Below are 18,348 nucleotides of genomic sequence, written 5' to 3'. Positions count from 1 at the left end.
CTAAGGTAAATTATAAAAATTTTTGTGCATATAATGTAATAAGTAAATATTGTGTAAAATTTTTATAGATTTATAAAGCAGGTGAAAAATTATGGACAACAATGAATTTCATACTTTTAGTGAGTATATGAAAAACGAAGATAATAAGATTACAGCATCAATGGAGGATTATCTTGAGATGATATGGAGATTATCTAAAAATACAGGATTTACAAGAATTAATGAGTTATCAGAAGCACTTAATGTTCATCCTCCTTCTGCTACAAGAATGGTTCAAAGATTGGGAAAATTGGAGCTGCTTAAGTATGAAAAGTATGGTGTAATTATTCTTAAGGACAAGGGTACAAAATTAGGAAAGTTTTTATTAAAGAGACATAATACTATAGAATCATTTTTAAGAATATTTAATATACCAGAAGATAAGATTTTAACAGAAACTGAAAAAATTGAGCATACACTAAGCGAAGAAACTACTAAATGTTTTGAAGAATATATTTATTTTATAAAAGACAATCCGGATATAATTGATAAATTTAATGCATATAAAAATTCAAAGGTATAGAGGAGAAAACCAAAGTACGATGAAGGGGAACTACGCTAAGATAAGGTTTCTCTTCTTTTATTTTTAAAGTAATTTTGCATTGAATTGGCTATGTTTTAAAAGAATGTTGATAAGAGCTTGTGACATTAATGGGCTCTAAGAATTGCTCGTTTATAATTTGCTACCCATTTAGATGCATCGTCCTGATGCCTAAATGGCTTTGACCGTCCTAGTCAAAATTACGCAAATTATAAACGAGCAATCCTAAGAGTCCATAAAAGTGAGCATATCACATCAACATTCTTTTAAAAATAGCCCAAAATACTAAAGGAAGCTATGTTTTAAATAAGTGTGAAAATCAACACTTATTTAAAACATAGCCATTGAATTAAATGTATAAAACAATGCAAAAAAGAGATTACTAATAATAAATAGTTTTTTATAAGGAAACGTGATTAACATGAGAAGAAGAGTTGTAGATACCTCAAAACGAAAGCTGCATTATTCAAATTCACATTGTAAAAATAGAAAGACATCTACTTCTGTTGATGAAAGTCTAACAGCAATCAAAAATGAATTAGGAGATGGTATTGGTCTTGGTAAGGGCAAGTTTAAAGCCTTTGGGGGGCAGAAAGAAATAGGAATATTGTATGTGACAAGTTTATGCGATACAGAATTTATAAGTAATCAGGTTATTACACCGCTACTTAGAGGAAGAATAAATGATGAAATAGAAGATGATGATATAAGTAAATTGGTAGAGTCAAGTTTTGTTTCATCCGTAAATACTAAAATAGTAAGTCAAAAAAACAAGCTATAACGGAATTGCTAAAAGGAAATACGGTCATTTTTTTTGAGGACTGCAGCGATATATTTATAGTTGAAGCGCCGAAGGTTGAAAAGAGGTCCGTAGATAAACCAGAAAATGAAACTACTATTTTTGCAGCTAAGGATTCCTTTGTAGAAGATATAGATACAAATATAAGCCTAATTATAAAAAGGCTCCCTATACCAAATCTAAAAGTAGAACCTTTCACATTAGGAAAGCTTTCACGTACAAATTCAAAAGTTTTATGGATTAAGGGGCTTGCAAGTAATGAAATTGTAGGTGAAGTGAGAAGGCGTATGGAGGATGTTGATATTGATGTAGCAGATGGAACCAGTAATTTAGCTGAATTTATACAAGATAAACCTATTAATATATTTCCAACATATAGATTGACAGAGCGTCCAGATTTGGTTTCTAGGGCACTATCTGATGGGCGTGTTGCGATACTTTGTGATAATAGTCCATTTGCACTTGTAGTACCAGTGACATTTTGGGACAATTTTAAAAGCATGGATGATTACGCACAGATACCAATTGCAGCTTCTGTTTTAAGAATCGTTAGAATATTAGCTTTTTTTTTATCAAGTTTTATATCTCCTTTATACCTTTCTTTTGTTACATATAATCATACCATAGTTCCGCCGTCTTTAGCTTTAAATATTTCTCAAGGAAGAGAGGGGGTTCCGTTTCCTTCTGTAATAGAGCTTATTTTTATGACAGTAATAATAGATATAATTCGTGAAGCTGGAACGAGAATGCCAGGAATGGTAGGCTATTTTATAGGAACTTTAGGTGCGGTTATAATTGGTCAGTCAGCAGTAGCAGCTGGATATGTAAGTGTATCACTTATAATAGTGATAGCGGTTTCAGCTATAGCTTCATTTGCCATTGCATCAACTACACTTGTAAATACCTCAAGGATAATTAACTATTTCTTAATAATGTTAGCGGGAAGCTTAGGGATATTTGGGCTTTTTAGTGGCAGCTTTGTTATTTTATGGAGAATGTCTATTTTAGAATCATTTGGGGTACCATATTTGTATCCAGTTGTACCAATTGAGCCTAAAGCATGGACGGATATTTTTATTAGGGCGCCTTTTAAAATGCTTAAAAGTAAGTTAAGACTTACTACGGATATTGATAGAGATAAGCCTAAAAAGTAAAGAAGGTGAATTTGGTTGAGATATGATAGATTCACAAGGGAACAAATTATTTATCTTACATTTGCAAGTGGATGCAGTAGTATGGGCTTTAACGGAACTTGGGTGGCACATTTAGCAGGAAGAAGTGGCTGGATTACGTCAATTATAGGACCTTTATTAACAATCCCTTTTGTTATTGCTGTTTTACATTTAAGCAAAAATTATCCTGAACATAATATATTTGAAATTATAAATATTAGCTTTGGGAAGCCTTTTTACATAATTATAGTTATAATTAATGGAATAATAAACATTATTTTAGGAGTAATTGTTTTAAACTTTTTTACGGAAATGGTTAAGACATATTTTTTGCCAACGACGCCTGTATGGGTAATTATGCTTTCTATTGTTATAATAGCTTTCTTATTTGTAAATAACAAAATTATGCTTTTTGGAAGAACGGTTGAATTACTTACTGTATGGTATATAATCAATTATTTTACGGGTTTTTCATTTAGTTTTTTTAAGGAATTTCATTTTAAAAACATATATCCAATATTTGATACTAGCATTTTAAAATTTGGAAATTCACTGTTTTTTTCTTTAGGTTCAGCATCTGCAATAATTTTGTTCATATTAGTAATGACAGAACATATGCCGGAGACGGATGGTAATAGAAAAGGCATAATAAAAGGAATTGGATTTTGGGCATTTATATTGTCATTGGCGGTATTTATTATGCAAGGAATATCTGGTACAGAGTTACTAGAAAATGTTTCTTTTGCAGGTGTTGAAATATCGAGGGCTATATATTTTGGAGATTATATAAGAGGATTAGAATTATTTATTTTAGCTACTTATCAGCTTATTTGCACTACTGGAATAGCATTATATTTATATTGTACTTGGATTCCAATAAAAAAACTTATTAAAGAAAAATACTCTACTATTTTATTAATATTGATTTCCATAGCAATTTTAGTGTTTGCCGTAAAGTTGAATTCTTATAACAAGGCATTTTATCTTTCTTTATTTATGGATTATTATGTTTTACTGCCATTTGTAGTAATTGTTTTGATAATGGCTTTCGTGGGTATGCACATTATGAAAAAAGGTAACGGAAGTGACATAAGATGAAAAAGGGCATATTGTCATTACTCATATTAATTCTTGTATTGTTTCTTAGTGGATGTTGGGATTATGAGGAGTATGAGCAAATGACACAAATTTATTCTATAGGAATAGATTTAGATACCAAATCAGATAAAGTAACAGTAACACTTCAATTTATTCCCGTAAGTCAATCTTCATCAGGAAAACCAGGCGGTGGTTCAAGTAAAGGAACGGTTTATTCTGCATCTGCCAGTACTTTAATGGATGCATTTACAAAGCTTCAACAGGCAAGTCCCAACAAACTGTTTTATGGATACACTCAAGTTTTGATTATTGGTGAGGATGCAGCCAGATATATTATGGGGGATTTAGTTGAATATTTTGAACGTACTCCAGGAATTCGTAATTCTGTAAATTTAATAATTGTGCCAGGAAAAGCTGAAGGAGTAATTGCTACACGTGATCCTAATTCTACAACTTCATCAGGAAGAAAGATGCGTTTACTTTTAAGTGCATCTAAAAGTAATGGTACTGTAATTTCTGTAACCTTTCATGATTTTTTAATTATGATGGCGAGGAAAGGCGTTGAAGCAGTAGCACCAAGGATAATAACTACGTCATTCAATAATGGGGAAGGTAATCCAACAGGTGGAACACGGAATGATATTAGATTTGCTATAGAACAAGATGGTAATTTGATTGCTGATGGTATGGCAGTTTTTAAAAAGGATAAATTTATTGACTGGCTTGATGATAAGGAAACTTTGGGGTTAAATTGGATATTAGGTAACAAGATTATTTCTTATAAAACTTCTAATATAGATGATCCACGGTTTAAGAACAAAAATGAAGCTCAAGCTTTTGATGAATATAATAAAAGAATGCTATATTATTATATAACAAGATCAAGGAGTAAAATTAAGGTTAAAATAGAAAACAATACACCCGTTATATATGTAGACGTTAGTGTTGAGGCGGCTTTAAGAAAGTATTACAGCAGTGGAGGAAATGAATACATAACTTCAGCAACAATTAATTTGGCTGAAGAAAAGCTAGCAAACAGTATATATTCAGATGTTAAGGCTGCATTAAAAAAAGGCCAGGGTAAATTAAATACAGACATATTTGGCTTTGGCTTTGATCTTTATAGGCAGCACCCTAAAGAGTGGCATGAGTACTACGAAAAGTCTTGGAATGAAATTTTTAAAGAGGTTCCTGTAAAGGTAAATGTTCACGCTAAGATAAATAATACAGGAACAAATATTAAGAAATTTGAAACTAAATGATTTGTTATATAGGCTGAATTTGATTTATAATAAACTTAGTAATTATAAATTTTAGGAGGTAATAGGCTATGAATGAAGTTTTACAAAATATTTTAACAAGAAGAAGTATAAGAAAGTTTAAAGAAGAGCAAATAAAAGATGAGGAATTAGAATTAATTTTAAAGGCTGGAACATATGCACCAAGCGGTATGAACAAACAAAGTTGGCAATTTACTGTCGTTCAAAATAAAGAAAAAATTGATCTCCTTGCAAAGGTTGTTAGAGAAGCTTTGGGAAGAGATGAAGGCTACAATTTTTATAAACCAGCAACTTTAATTATGCTATCTAATGATAAAGAAAATACAAATGGACTTGCAGATTGTTCATGTGCATTAGAAAATATATTTTTAATGGCTCATTCTTTAGGTATAGGCTCATGCTGGATTAATCAGCTCAAAACTATCTGTGATGAAAAGGCAGTAAGAGAAGTATTAACAAGCTTTGATATACCTCAAAATCATGTGGTTTGGGGAATAGCAGCAATTGGATACCCAGATCAAGAAACAAAGGAACATGAAAGAAAAGCAGGAACTATTAAATTCGTAAAGTAAAATTATTGCGAACAAAGGTGTAGTGCAAAACAAAATAATAAGTGGGAACTCTGCATAAAAATGATGTGATTAATAGCATCTTGAAACCTTAAATAAAATTAATAAATCTAAGAGACTAAATCTCAAAATTCTAAGAACTTTCAATAACTCGCAAGAAGCAGCTCAAACAATTGAAATTTCTAAGACTTTTGCGATTTAGTCTCTAAGATTTATAAAATTTTATTTAAATGTTTCTTCAACGCTATTCCTCACATCATTTTTTTATGCAGAGCTCCCACTTATTATTTAAGTTTTTGTACTACACCCTTGTTTTTCCAAGTTTTTAATATCTATTAAAACTAGCTCAACTATCAAAAGTTCCTGTCCCTTGTTATTTGGTTTTGCACTACACTTAGTTCACAATATTTACTTTTGTGAATATTTTTTTTAGTAAGTGTAATAATATAGCTATGAAAGCGGGTTAAATCCTGATTATCCAAGTATTTCTCAATGTTATTTAAAGTTTTGTAAAATATACGAAAAATGATTGGAGAAATTTATTATGAAAATGAACAAAAAAGCTTTATTAATAACTAGTTTAACTGCGGCTGTAATAACGCTGTCGTCTAGAACTGCATATGTTGCATTTGCAGCGAATTCAAAAGTATCCGTTGCACAACCATCACTTGCAGCACAGGCTAAAATTAGTGTTCAACAAGTAAGTGATATTGTGGAAAAGAAAAATAAGGGATGCACCATTAATAAAATTGAACTTAGGACTAAACATGGAGTGGCTATTTATAAAATTGATATCACGAGCAGCAATAGAAAGAAATCAGAAGTAGTAGTGAACGCGAAAAACGGAACTATCATTCAAACAAGAGCCAAGGCTCATAAAAAAAATAGATGTGAGCGAAAAGCTGCAATACAATTACAACAACAAACATTAGATAAGAATTGGCCTTCCATGACAGCAGCACAAAGAGAACAGGTATGTGTTTTAAAGGATGCAGAATTTGATAGGCAAATTGCCAAAGTTAAATCTCATGTAGCAGCAGGCTGTAAGACTCAAGCAGAGGCTGACAAAATAGTAGCACAAATACAAAAACGAAAATCTGAAATGAGAGCAAGTGGCAAGGCTCCTAAATTCAGATGTATAGTAAAATTGCCAACTATTTCAAAGTAGTTCAATTTTTATGATAAAAAAAATGCGAACCATTATTTAGAGCAGAGAGTAGAGAGTAAAGAGTAGAGTTAAGGATGATTTACCTTTTGCGATGCTCAGGTAAATCTTAAACTTAAATGTTGTCAGCTTCGCTAAGCACCATATATGGTGCGATTGCGCAAGCAATCAAAAATAAGTTTTAAGATTTTCTGTAGTGAAACGGAAGAAAATCATCATTCACTCTACTCTTTACTCTTTACTCTCTACTCTGGTTTAATGCTTCGCATTAATTTTATATTGTGAGAATATAAAGTTACTTTTTTAAGCTTTTTGTATAAATTCTTATTATATCTTCTAATGTTACTTCTTCTGGATGATTTTTTAGTTTATTCTTATTCGAAACAAAGGATTTAGAATACTCTAGTATTTCCTCATCTGTTATTTGAATATCTACATTAACTAATTGTTTTAAAATTGTTTCAAGTTCTTCCAAATTACTTAATCCAAGAGCTTTTAGCATTTTTTCAAGTTTTGTTGTATCCTTAAAGCATTTTAAATATTCTATTGTCAAAACTCCATTTGCTAGGCCGTGAGGAAGACCTTTAAAGTATGTAAGGGGATAACCCATGCCATGAGGAAGTGAAGTTCCAGTTTGAGCTATTTGTATTCCACCTAAGCTTGAAGCAAGCATGACTTTGTTTCTAAATTCAGTATCTAGTTCCTTTTTAATTAGCTTTTTAAAGCAAAAATTAAATAATTCAAGGCCTTTTTCACCGTAAATGTCAGACATGTAAGTACTATTTGAATTTAAATAGCCTTCAACTAAATGTGTAAAGGCATCTATGGCTGTATTAACAGTTATATTATAAGGTAAATCAAAAGTGTACTTACTATCAAGGAAAGCGGCTGTGGGAAATACGAACTGTCCTAAATTCTTTTTTGTCTTTTCTTTATTTGAAGTTACAATACTGTATTGGGTAACCTCTGAACCTGTTCCAGAAGTTGTTGGTACAGCTGCTACAGGAATGCTTTCTAGTTGCTTTTGAGAGAAAATATTGTCTATATTTATTTTTGGGTTTTTTATGAAAATAGCAATTGCTTTTGAAGCATCCATAGGAGATCCGCCACCTATGCCTATAACAAAATCTACGTTATTTGCCTTTCCAACATTGCTGCCCTTTTCTATAGTTTCTAAAGATGGATTTTCTTCAACTTCATCAAAAAGAATATGTTCTATGCCCACCTCAGATAGTGCCTTTGCAACATCATTGTAGGATCCATTTTTTTTAGCAGAACTTCTTCCAGTTACAATTAAAGCTTTGCTGCCAAGGTTTTTAAACACTTCCTTATTTTTTAAAACTGCATCTTCGTCAAAATATATTTTTGTTGGCATCGCGTATTTAAAATTCATAAATATTCATCCTTTCTTAACTATATCATAGTGTATTTTATATCATATTTTTCATTATTTTGCAAAAAAAAATCAATTATCTACGAGCGAGGTGATAATTGTGGTAATATATAACTATATGCGAAATTAATATTGGGAGTGTTCATCGTGATAATTAATCATAACAATGCTGCAGTCAATACAAATAGAATACTTGAAATTAATAATAAAAAAATGTCAGAATTAATAGAGAAATTAAGTTCTGGATGTAGAATAAATAAAGCGGCTGATGATGCAGCTGGACTTTCTATATCAGAAAAAATGAAAGCCCAGATAGGGGGATTGGATCAAGGAGGCAAAAATTCACAAGATGGTATTTCATTATTGCAAACTGCTGATGGTGGAATGAAAGAAATTCAAGATATATTGCAAAGATGCAAAGAATTAGCGGTTCAATCCTCCAATGGAACCTATAATGATGATAATAGAAAAGCCATGCAATGTGAAATTGATCAGTTAATAAAAGAAGCAGATAATATATCTAATAATACAAAATTTAATGGACTTTCACTGTTATCTGGGGAGTATGATAAATATGGAAATGGAGGAGTAACTAATTCATTAGCTAAAGATGTGAATTATGTTACTACCAGTGGAGGCGTAACTGATAAATATACATATAATGGCAAACAATATGCAAGCGCTATTATCGATTTTAGTAATATCAATTCAGCTGCTGATGTGGCTAAATTAGTTGGTGAAGGAGTTCAATATACTTGCTGCACTTGTACAAAGACATATAGTATTAAATTTGTAAATGGAACTCCTGATACGTCACGTTTAAATGATGCTAATCCTGTAATGGAGGTCGATGTAAGTTCGATTACAAATGGTACTGATTTAGCAAATAAAATAATGGAAACAGCATACGGACAAGCAGGGTTTGTGTTTAATCCCGAATCTACGACAGTTATAAGTAATGGTGGGGAGCCTGTTCCACCAGATGTACCAAGCAATGCTACAAGTTTTGTAAATCATTATTCACAGTTAGCTGCAGATGGACCTAAACTATATGTTTATGATGATAGGCTATCAGAAGCTGGTTATACTTGGCCTAGTGGCGGAAGTGGGGTATTTCAACTTGGAGTATATGGTGAAGTACCAGCAGGAACAGATAAGTTTTTTTATGCAGACATACAAACAGCAGGTAATAAGAATGATGCCGTTAGGATATATGTGCAGAATGTAACACCAAAGGAAATTGGTATTGATGGCTTGCTAGTAGACACACAGCAAAATGCGAATTCTGCGATAGATAAGATTGATAATGCAATAGATATAGTATCATCAGCAAGAGCAGGGGTTGGTGCATATCAAAATAGGTTAACACACACGATGAGCCTGACAAATAATTCATCTGGAAATTTGCAAAGTGCAGAAAGTAAGATAAGAGATGTTGATGTAGCGAAAGAGGCTATGGAAAAATCTAAAACTAGTATACTTCAACAATCTGCAGAAAGTATATTGAGTCAAGCAAATAAAATGCCTGAAAGTGTTTTAGATTTAATGAAGCAGTGGGGACAGGGGCAAGGTTAAAGTTAGATAATATTTTTTATGCCATATTAGAATATTAACTGCACTTCAATCATGTATACAATTGTTCCAACTATTATACTAATTAAATTATTATGTTTCCATATATGTAAAATCGCTACTACTATAATTGCAATTGCTTCAGGTATTCCAAAAGGAAAGGAATATAATTTGATATTTCTTAAGCAATAAATTATGAGCATAGCCATTACAGCAGGAGGCAAATAATTACCTATGTAAACTACATATTTTGGCGTAGATTTTTTCTTACCAAATAAAATAAAAGGTGCCATTCTTATGGCAAATGTAATAGCGCCCATAACTAAAATAGCAAGTAGAGTATAACTAGTATTAACATGCATTTTTAACGCCTCCATTACTTCCTATGCAATTTTTCCTTTGTATTTGTTTAGAAAAAATCATCAAATTTATAACTATAAGTATCATTGATGGTAAAACTAAATTATTAGGCCCAAAAATTAAAAGAGATATAATAGTTGATAAAATTCCAATTATAACAGGAATATGAGTTTTATATGAAGACCACTGATCGATAAAAATAACTACAAATAAAGCTGTCATTGCAAAATCAATTCCTTTTGTATTGAATTTAATAAGTGAACCAACAGCAGAGCCAATAATCGTTCCAATTATCCAATACATCTGATTCAAAAATGATATACAAAAAAGAAACAAATTATTATTAACTCCTTCGGGTGCTTTTACAGAACATAATAAGGAGTAAGTTTCATCAGTAAGAGAATATATCATGTATGTTTTCTTTTTCCCCATATCTTTAAATTTATCTATAAAAGATAAGCCATAAAATAAATGTCTAAAGTTCACAAACAAAGTCATAAGTGCTATTTCAACAAAGCCTGTTCCACCTGTTAATAGATTAATAGCTATAAACTGCATAGAACCTGCATATACAACTGTACTCATTAAAATTGCCCACAATAAATTGTAACCCGACTTTTCAAATAGCAGTCCAAAAGCCATACCAACTGAAATATATCCAAGCATAACTGGTATTGTATTTGGGAATGCTGCTTTAATAGCTTTTTTCATATAAAGACCTCCCTCAATTACTGGCGTATTTTATATTATTAAATTGGATAAAAGTTAACAACTATAGCCTTAAGAGTATCTTTTCCACAACTTTTATACGTATGTGGATTTGTTGATGAAAAACATATTGAGTCCTCTTTTTTAACTAAATAATCCTCATTATTTATTGATAATAAAAGTTCTCCTTGAAAAACAGTAATGTATTCCTGAGATTTTTCAGTGTGTCCAATGGAAGTATATTCTGAACCTAAATCCAATTCAAGCAAAAACAATTCAAAATTTCTATGTGGTGTATCCCCATAATAACAATACACTCTGTATTTTCCATCTTCAGTAATTTGTTTTTCAGTTTCTAATTTTCTAATCACAGAAGTTTTGCTTTCATGTTTATCAATAAGTAGTGTATAAGGCACATTTAAACCCTTTGCAATTTTCCAAATAGTATTTATTGTTGGATTTGCATCTCACTTTTCAATTTGTGAAAGCATAACTTTACTAACATCGGATAATTGTGATAATTGACCTAAGCTTAAATTTCTTTCAAGTCTTAATCGATTAAGATTTTCTGCTATTATTGTACTTAAATTCACTTAGTAAGCCTCCTATTTATATTTAAATATATTTAGTTATTGTTAATTATAACTTACGTTTGTAATATATAATTTAATTTGTTAAATATATTATACATATAGTAAAATATATTTTCAAGTAGTATTGTTAAAATATTCAAAGAAAAGAATTATAAATTATTTTCATAATTATAGATAGACAACTTGAAACATTGAAATCATAAATAGCATAATATTTTTAATTCACAATTCACAGTTCACAATGCACAATGAAGGATGATTTTTCTACGCAAGCGTAGAAAAATCTCAAAACTTATTTTTTATTGCTTACGCAACAGCACCATATATGGTGCTTGCGAAGCTGACAATATTTAAATTTAAGATTTACCTGAGAGAAGCGAAATGTAAATCATCCTTCATTGTGAATTGTGCATCGTGAACTGTGAATTGAAAAATATTGCTGTGAGGATAAACTTGGAATTTCGAATTTTAATGTTCCAGATTGTATATCTCTAGTTTTGCAACTATATCAAACATTAATTTGTGTCCTTCAGCATTTGGATGTATGCCGTCGCTGTATAAGCTTTTAATATTATTTTTATTTAAAAATTCGTCATAAAAATTAATAAAAGTAACCTTAAGGGATTTCAACCAAGTAATATAGGCAGATAAGTTTAAATTAATTCTTTCATAATTTATTTCAGAATCCCAATAAATTTTCGCAAGTTCGCCTATTATGGGTGGCTGAAGGGCTATTATAGGTATTATATTATTTTCTTTTGCTTCTTTTATTAGTAATTCAATATTATCTTTAATTAACATTAAAGGATAGTCCATAAGAATGTCATTTGTTCCTGCCATAATGATTACGTAATTTGGTTTTTCGCATATAACATCTCTATAGGATCTTGAGAGAATTCCAGAAGTGGTATCTCCATTTATTCCTTTGTTTATTACATCCATATTAAAATGAGTTTTTAAAAGCTCTACCCAAGAGAATTTTGATGAAACTCCATATCCATAGGTTAAACTATCACCAATACAAACTAATTTCATTATATTCCTCCTCGTATGAAAACATATTACATATAAGTATACTATACTTGCAGCTAATTTAATTGATATGACTTAATACATAACTTATAATTATGGAGAAGTATTCTCAATAGTAGTGTAATAAAACTTTGCATATTAATAAACTTACGTCAGGTAAATCTTAAACTTAAATGTTGTCAGTTTTGCTGAAGAACATTGATGGTGCTTGGATTTGAAAAAATAAATTAGGATTATGAAGGGTGAACCATATCATAAGTAATATAATAAAATAGGATATAATGAATGGCGCATTTTTGTTTGAGAAAAATGTTGTAGCTTGATAGCCGGATATAATATATGATAATATTTAAATAGAATTTTCAGTTAAATTTTGGTATGGGGGTTATTAATACATATGTATATTGAGCAGTATAAAAATGAATATAAGCCAGCAATTAATGAACTTATTACAGACGATAGTTTTGTGAAACAAGATATAATTGCATGTTTAGAGCAATGGCCACAATATGGCATGATTGTTAAAAATGGAAATGAAATACTTGCTGTAGGTATATTTACTGGGGCAGATAAAAAGAGTAGCATGACTTTATATGTGAAGCCATCCGGAAGAAGAGAAGGAATTGGAACTATGCTTTTGAAAGCATTAGAGAATAGCATGAGAAATGCTGGAGTTGAGGAAATAGTATGTGATTTTAAGGATAATGAATTAGAAAAAACATTTTTATATAAAAATGGATACAAGAATTGGTTTTATTCAAATTTTATGGTTTATATTGGTAATAAACTTGCGATAGATAATTGTGAAATTAATAATTATGATGACAAGGATTATGATGAATGTCAAAAAATCTTTAGTGAGGCTTTTCATAAAATGCGTTTACTGGTAGGATTAGAATCCACATTGAGCCGTCCAAGTGAAAAACAGAAAAACGAATATAAAGAAAATGCAGAAAACATATTTGTATTAAGAGCATATAACAAAATAGTAGCTGTAGCTATAATTGATGATAATGAAATTGATGGAGTTGCAGTAGCTATAGAAAATCAAGGCAATGGATATGGCAAAACATTAGTAAGCTATTCTATAAATAAGTTGCTAGATAGAGGATGTCAAAAGGTTAGTCTATGGGTAGTTGAAGGAAATCCAGCAAAGTTCTTATATGAGAAATTAGGCTTTACAACAAAGCGTATGCATGAATTTGTTATTAAAAGTATAAAGTAGAAGGTGAGGCTTCTATAGTTGTTTAAATTTTATTCTTATAATTAAATGAAATAGTTAATATGATTTTTCAGATTTTATAAAAAATTTTAAAAATACAACACTAGAGAGGTTTATTTTTTATAAGAATTTGATATAATATAAATAAGAAAAGCTTAGTGCTACCAACACTAAGCAATCCTTAGAACATTTATTTTGTTTTAGGGCTATTGGATTAGATTTATGTTTTAATTATGAATCTTAGAAGAAGTGCTAATCTTTGCTGGATGGAGCACTTTTTTCTTTGCTTTTAACTTCTATATCAAGACCAAGAAATTTAATCTTAATTTTTAAATGATGTATAAAAAGATTATGTTTCAGAATTAATCTAATTACATAAACAACTGATATACACTTTATAACAGTATCAAACATATCCAATACCACCTCCTAAGCTACAGTGAAATAATTCACCAATAGCCCATAAGGAGGATAAAACGTTCAAAACCTCCGCAGCCATCCTACTACGGATTTCAAAATATCACTTTAGAATTATACCATAATTATGTAGAGTTTATACACAAGAATAAAATGGAAAAACCTCATTTAGAGTAGTTACGGAGAAACATATCATAAGTAAGTGGAATTTATAGTCTTAGACATTGATATGACTTGTCTAAGGCTATTTTTATAGGTGAAAATACTGTATCACAAGTAATTGTCGTTGCTTCTTTGTATGAATATGGTATAATAGACTTGTTTTATCAGAGGAATTGTAATCAAAAGATTATTTAAGTGGGATAGGATCCGAAAAGATCTTGTCCCACTTTTTTCAGTACAATATACTATCTTAACAACAACGCTGATTGTATTTTGCTGTGTTTATTACCAAATTAGAATTAGTACAACAGGATATAACTCAAGTGAAAATTAGAAGTAAATGAGATAATTATTAAATGCATTTGAAAACAGATAGATTGACAATTCGTGATTTTGAGAAAAAAGATACTGAGGGATTATATGAATACCTTAAGCACCCACCTGTGCATTGTTTTATGAGTGAAAAATTAAATTCACTTGATGAAGCAGAAAAAGAAGTTGAGCGAAGAGGCAAAGAAGGTGAAGATTTTGCTGTTTGCTTGGCTGATACAGATTTAATTATTGGGGATATTTTTGCCATAAAAGAGGAGCCTGATACATATAGCGTCGGATGGAATTTTAACTTAAAATACGGCAAGAGCGGTTATGCAACTGAAGCCGCAAAATCATTAATCGGCTACCTCTTCAATAACGATGCAAGGAGAATATATGCTTATGCTGAAGACGATAATATTCCATCCCAAAAGCTTTGTGAGCGACTTGGAATGAGAAAAGAAGGACTCTTTATGGAATTTATATCTTTCGTGAACAATCCAGATGGAACTCCGCATTATGAAAATACCTATCAATATGCCATTCTGAAAAGAGAGTGGATGGAGCCATAAATTCCAATTTATATTATGAAAATGAAAATTTTTAAACAGAAAAAATTATATAGGTTTATTTTTTATAAAAATTTGATATAATATAAATAAGAGTACAGAAAATAAAAATAGGGTGCTACCAACACCCTATAGTATACAATTCTAGTTGCATAGGCAACTGGTATCACTATAATTTAATATGATTAAAAATAGTAGCATCCAATTGCGAGTGGGGGCTACTATTTTTTTGACATTTTATCAATAAGTAACACTATAAATGTTAGTAGTGCTAATAAAAATAATCCTGCCTGAAATAGTAACATCAAAGTATTGTTACTCATATGTATCACCTCCCTTCAAAAGGGATGAGTGATATCAGTAGCCCACATTTAACTATAAAATTGTACTTTAGAATTATACCATAATTATGTAAAGATAAATATAAGAATAAAATGGAAAAACCTCACTTGCAGTGGTTACGGAGAACTTTATCACAAATAAATCGTGGTTAAGCCTTATACATTGATATAACTTGCATAAGGCTATTTTTATAGGTAAAAAACTGTATAATAATCAATAGTATATTTATAAAATATGTTATAATTGAATTAATATCTTTGGCGGGGGTGACATAGAATCAGGATTTTTCTATGGTGAAGGCAGTAGTTTACTTTGGGATGAATTATATGCTTTTCAGGGATTAGATGAAAAGGATATTCAAAATTATTTTTGTGTTTCAGAATATATTGCATGTCTAAAAAAGTTCGGCCTTCTTGAAAGTGTTATGTACTAAATTCCAATTTGTGAAATAATTACATAAAGCGATAATAGGTGTTGTATGCTTATATATCATCAAGATGGTATATAATTAAAGTAGAGGTAGGTGAGGATTATGCCACATGATGTTAAAGTAGAATTAAATAATTTAATAAAAGAAATATATAATGTTTTTGATATAAGTTCAATTTATTTATTTGGTTCATATGCATATGGAAATCCTAATGAAGACAGTGACTTAGATATATGTATAATAACTGATGATAAAAGTAAAAGAAAAGTTGAAATAATGAAGATTGTTAGAAAAGCTATGGCTAAGGTTCAAAGTATGCCTGTTGACTTGTTAGTTTATTATAGTGATGAGTTTAATGAGCGAGCTAAATCAGATTGCACTTTGGAAGGTAAAATTTTTCATGAGGGAGTAAAGATTTATGGATAATAATAAAATTTATGAAGAGTGGCTTGAATTTGCAAAAATAGATTTGGAGTCAGCTAAATTCTTAATAAATATGTATCCTAAACCTATAGAGATAATATGTTATCATTGTGAACAAAGTGCCGAAAAGTACTTAAAAGGTTATTTGGTTAAAAATGGCAACAAGATAGAGAAAACACATGATTTAGTATTGCTTAATAATAAATGTAAAGCAATTGATAGCAGTTTTAATATAATTGAAGATGAATGCATTGAGTTAGTACCATATGGTGTGCAAGTTAGGTATCCATATCAATTAGATGTTACAGCAGAAGATATGATAAGTGCTATTGAGTGTGCTGATAAAATTGAAAGGTTTATTAAGGGTAAAATAGAGAGATAATCTATTTTACCTTTTCGCATTTAAGGGGGATACGGTGAACTGTATCATAAATAACGTAGATCTTCTTTAAGATTGTTGATATTACTGGTTTTTAGTGAAGTAATGGATGTCAATGACATAGAAAAATTAAGGCTAATGGTTCTTAACTCTTAATTTTCTGTTTAAGTATCTTATAAAGATGATAAAATATGTCAAGTATTTATTATCTTTATAAGATATTATTTAGATATAAGGTAAGAGTGGGGGTGTTTTATGAGTTACTATATCAATATTCAAAAGGCAATAGACTATATTGAGAATAATTTAAAAGAAAATATTAAGCTAGAAGAGATAGCTAAAGTTGCAGGTTATTCTATTCCACACTTTTACAGGGTGTTTAGACCACTTGTTGGTTGTTCAGTGAAAGAATATGTTCGCAAAAGAAAGTTAAGCAATGCAATGTTTGATCTAGCAACTTCAAAACGCAGTGTAACAGAAATAGCTTTTGAATATGGTTATGAATCACATGAAGCATTTACAAGAACTTTTAAATTGGCTTATGGCGAATCGCCAAGTAGTTTTAGGAAAGTTAAAGCAGAGCTATGCCTGTTTGAAAGAATCAATTTACTTTCAAATAATAATAAAAATGGGGTGGTAATATTGAAACCAGAGATTATTTGTAAAGATGAGAGATTACTTTTAGGCATATCAAGAAAAATAAATCAGGGTGAGAATATAAAATTTGGACTTTTATCAAAAGTAAAAAACGAGTTCATGGAAATGACAGCGGAGATTGAAAATAGAGTAAATGCCGAGTTGTATTATGCAGCTTATGATTATGATGTGCAAGATATAATCAAAGAGAATGATGAGATTAATTACACTTATTTTTATGGTGTTGAAGTATCAGAATATAATGATATTTCTCAAGGTATGGTGAAGAAGGTTATACCAAAAGCTAAATATGCTGTTTTTAATTATGATATTAAGAATAATATTTTAAACGGTGAAAGTCTAAATCAATCTGTATATGACTATATTGATGGGATTTGGCTGCCTAATTCTGGATTCGAGCTTTCTACAACTTCTGATTATGAGGTTATTAACCAAAATAAAAACAGTATTGACTATTATATTTCAATAAAGTGAAACTATCTGAACTTTATAAAACATTTTTAATCAATTAAAATTTATATATGTAAGGAGAAAAAAGATGTTTTTTTATGATATAGAAACAGAAAGGTTATTTCTCAAAAACATATCCAGTGATGATAGAGAGTTTATATTTAGCCAGTTTTCAGATGATGTAGTCAACAGATATTTGTTTGATGCAGATCCATTAACTGATGTTGAAGGTGCAGATGAAATTATTGATTTTTATATACAGCATGAACCACGATTGCAACACCGTTGGATTATTATACGAAAATCAGATGGAGTTAAAATGGGTACATGTGGGTTTCATTGTTGGAATCATAAAGAGTGTAAGGTTGAAATCGGTTATGACCTTAAAGAAGAATTTTGGAGAAATGGCTACATGAAAGAAGCGATGAGAGAAATCATCACATTTGCTGCAAGAAATATGAATATAAAAGAGATACGAGCATGTATTGCTATTGATAATAAAAGATCAATCCGCCTAGTTGAGAATCTTGGATTTGTTTTATCTGGTTCAAGTTATGAAGTATTTAGAGGTAAAAAATATTTACATAATATATATTCACTTTATATATATTCACTTTTACTAGCTAGCTTAGAATAATTTACAGTTATAGAGTATACAAGATAA

General features: G+C 30.2%; 20 protein-coding genes and 1 pseudogene. 14 read left to right on the top strand and 7 right to left on the bottom strand.

Going from position 1 to position 18,348, the window contains the following annotated elements:
* Nucleotides 1-91: 91 nt before the first annotated feature.
* The 7 genes from mntR to CUEA01_RS21315 all read left to right on the top strand — a co-directional run bounded on the left by mntR (nucleotide 92) and on the right by CUEA01_RS21315 (nucleotide 6,666).
* A complete protein-coding gene (gene mntR / locus CUEA01_RS21345) occupies nucleotides 92-562 on the top strand; it encodes a transcriptional regulator MntR (protein ID WP_234124094.1) in 471 nt (156 codons plus the stop codon).
* A 439-nt stretch (nucleotides 563-1,001) separates the two neighbouring features.
* Entirely contained in the window at nucleotides 1,002-1,361 is a 360-nt protein-coding gene (locus CUEA01_RS21340; protein WP_234124091.1) for a hypothetical protein, read from the top strand.
* Between the two features lie 5 nt (nucleotides 1,362-1,366).
* Nucleotides 1,367-2,533: a spore germination protein gene (locus tag CUEA01_RS21335; protein ID WP_234124090.1), complete on the top strand. Its 1,167-nt coding sequence runs from the start codon at nucleotides 1,367-1,369 to the stop codon at nucleotides 2,531-2,533.
* 15 nt (nucleotides 2,534-2,548) lie between these two features.
* The gene (locus CUEA01_RS21330) at nucleotides 2,549-3,649 is read left to right on the top strand and encodes a GerAB/ArcD/ProY family transporter (RefSeq protein WP_234124089.1); all 1,101 of its coding nucleotides are present in this window, start codon (nucleotides 2,549-2,551) and stop codon (nucleotides 3,647-3,649) included.
* Nucleotides 3,646-4,911 carry a Ger(x)C family spore germination protein gene (locus CUEA01_RS21325; RefSeq protein ID WP_234124088.1) on the top strand — a complete coding sequence of 422 codons (1,266 nt, stop codon included), beginning with the start codon at nucleotides 3,646-3,648 and terminating at the stop codon, nucleotides 4,909-4,911. Before CUEA01_RS21330 ends, CUEA01_RS21325 begins: the two co-directional genes overlap by 4 nt.
* Nucleotides 4,912-4,979: 68 nt before the next feature.
* On the top strand, nucleotides 4,980-5,501 hold the full coding sequence (locus CUEA01_RS21320) for a nitroreductase family protein (RefSeq protein WP_234124087.1): 522 nt from the start codon (nucleotides 4,980-4,982) through the stop codon (nucleotides 5,499-5,501).
* Nucleotides 5,502-6,042: 541 nt separating this feature from the next.
* On the top strand, nucleotides 6,043-6,666 hold the full coding sequence (locus CUEA01_RS21315; protein WP_234124086.1) for a PepSY domain-containing protein: 624 nt from the start codon (nucleotides 6,043-6,045) through the stop codon (nucleotides 6,664-6,666).
* A 292-nt stretch (nucleotides 6,667-6,958) separates the two neighbouring features.
* Here the strand turns inward: CUEA01_RS21315 and CUEA01_RS21310 are convergent, their stop codons facing one another.
* On the bottom strand, nucleotides 6,959-8,056 hold the full coding sequence (locus CUEA01_RS21310; RefSeq protein WP_234124085.1) for an iron-containing alcohol dehydrogenase family protein: 1,098 nt from the start codon (nucleotides 8,054-8,056) through the stop codon (nucleotides 6,959-6,961).
* 147 nt (nucleotides 8,057-8,203) lie between these two features.
* Here CUEA01_RS21310 and CUEA01_RS21305 point away from each other — a divergent pair, with 147 nt between their 5' ends.
* Nucleotides 8,204-9,631, top strand: a complete 1,428-nt coding sequence (locus CUEA01_RS21305; RefSeq protein WP_234124084.1) for a flagellin N-terminal helical domain-containing protein — start codon at nucleotides 8,204-8,206, stop codon at nucleotides 9,629-9,631.
* A gap of 26 nt (nucleotides 9,632-9,657) precedes the next feature.
* On the opposite strand, the gene CUEA01_RS21300 is transcribed toward CUEA01_RS21305, so the two are convergent.
* From CUEA01_RS21300 to CUEA01_RS21285, 4 genes and pseudogenes are all read right to left on the bottom strand, one after another.
* Nucleotides 9,658-9,990 (bottom strand): branched-chain amino acid transporter permease, encoded by a 333-nt coding sequence (locus tag CUEA01_RS21300; RefSeq protein WP_234124082.1) that lies wholly within the window; start codon nucleotides 9,988-9,990, stop codon nucleotides 9,658-9,660.
* Nucleotides 9,980-10,699 carry an AzlC family ABC transporter permease gene (locus CUEA01_RS21295; protein WP_234124080.1) on the bottom strand — a complete coding sequence of 240 codons (720 nt, stop codon included), beginning with the start codon at nucleotides 10,697-10,699 and terminating at the stop codon, nucleotides 9,980-9,982. Before CUEA01_RS21295 ends, CUEA01_RS21300 begins: the two co-directional genes overlap by 11 nt.
* Before the next feature lie 38 nt (nucleotides 10,700-10,737).
* Nucleotides 10,738-11,289 (bottom strand): annotated as a pseudogene (locus tag CUEA01_RS21290) (helix-turn-helix domain-containing protein).
* Nucleotides 11,290-11,757: 468 nt separating this feature from the next.
* Nucleotides 11,758-12,324: an SGNH/GDSL hydrolase family protein gene (locus tag CUEA01_RS21285; RefSeq protein WP_234124078.1), complete on the bottom strand. Its 567-nt coding sequence runs from the start codon at nucleotides 12,322-12,324 to the stop codon at nucleotides 11,758-11,760.
* Nucleotides 12,325-12,718: 394 nt separating this feature from the next.
* On the opposite strand from CUEA01_RS21285, the gene CUEA01_RS21280 reads away from it, so the two are divergent.
* On the top strand, nucleotides 12,719-13,546 hold the full coding sequence (locus CUEA01_RS21280) for a GNAT family N-acetyltransferase (protein WP_234124076.1): 828 nt from the start codon (nucleotides 12,719-12,721) through the stop codon (nucleotides 13,544-13,546).
* Between the two features lie 249 nt (nucleotides 13,547-13,795).
* Here CUEA01_RS21280 and CUEA01_RS21275 read toward each other — a convergent pair whose 3' ends face one another.
* Nucleotides 13,796-13,957, bottom strand: a complete 162-nt coding sequence (locus tag CUEA01_RS21275; protein WP_234124789.1) for a hypothetical protein — start codon at nucleotides 13,955-13,957, stop codon at nucleotides 13,796-13,798.
* Between the two features lie 521 nt (nucleotides 13,958-14,478).
* Between CUEA01_RS21275 and CUEA01_RS21270 the strand changes: the two genes are divergently transcribed.
* Nucleotides 14,479-15,006, top strand: coding sequence for a GNAT family N-acetyltransferase (locus CUEA01_RS21270; RefSeq protein ID WP_234124074.1), 528 nt, complete (start codon nucleotides 14,479-14,481; stop codon nucleotides 15,004-15,006).
* A gap of 218 nt (nucleotides 15,007-15,224) precedes the next feature.
* Here CUEA01_RS21270 and CUEA01_RS21265 read toward each other — a convergent pair whose 3' ends face one another.
* Nucleotides 15,225-15,326, bottom strand: a complete 102-nt coding sequence (locus CUEA01_RS21265) for a putative holin-like toxin (protein WP_234124072.1) — start codon at nucleotides 15,324-15,326, stop codon at nucleotides 15,225-15,227.
* 551 nt (nucleotides 15,327-15,877) lie between these two features.
* Here CUEA01_RS21265 and CUEA01_RS21260 point away from each other — a divergent pair.
* The 4 genes from CUEA01_RS21260 to CUEA01_RS21245 all read left to right on the top strand — a co-directional run bounded on the left by CUEA01_RS21260 (nucleotide 15,878) and on the right by CUEA01_RS21245 (nucleotide 18,321).
* The gene (locus CUEA01_RS21260) at nucleotides 15,878-16,201 is read left to right on the top strand and encodes a nucleotidyltransferase domain-containing protein (protein WP_234124070.1); all 324 of its coding nucleotides are present in this window, start codon (nucleotides 15,878-15,880) and stop codon (nucleotides 16,199-16,201) included.
* On the top strand, nucleotides 16,194-16,580 hold the full coding sequence (locus CUEA01_RS21255; protein WP_234124068.1) for a HEPN domain-containing protein: 387 nt from the start codon (nucleotides 16,194-16,196) through the stop codon (nucleotides 16,578-16,580). Before CUEA01_RS21260 ends, CUEA01_RS21255 begins: the two co-directional genes overlap by 8 nt.
* 252 nt (nucleotides 16,581-16,832) lie before the next feature.
* Entirely contained in the window at nucleotides 16,833-17,708 is an 876-nt protein-coding gene (locus tag CUEA01_RS21250) for an AraC family transcriptional regulator (RefSeq protein ID WP_234124066.1), read from the top strand.
* A 64-nt stretch (nucleotides 17,709-17,772) separates the two neighbouring features.
* Nucleotides 17,773-18,321: a GNAT family N-acetyltransferase gene (locus tag CUEA01_RS21245; protein ID WP_234124064.1), complete on the top strand. Its 549-nt coding sequence runs from the start codon at nucleotides 17,773-17,775 to the stop codon at nucleotides 18,319-18,321.
* Nucleotides 18,322-18,348: the final 27 nt, after the last annotated feature.

The organism is Clostridium hydrogenum (genome assembly GCF_021432385.1).
Taxonomy (GTDB): Bacteria; Bacillota; Clostridia; order Clostridiales; family Clostridiaceae; genus Clostridium_S; species Clostridium_S hydrogenum.
The sequence above is the reverse complement of the archived record's forward strand: the minus strand, read 5'-3'. Positions and strand labels throughout refer to the sequence as shown.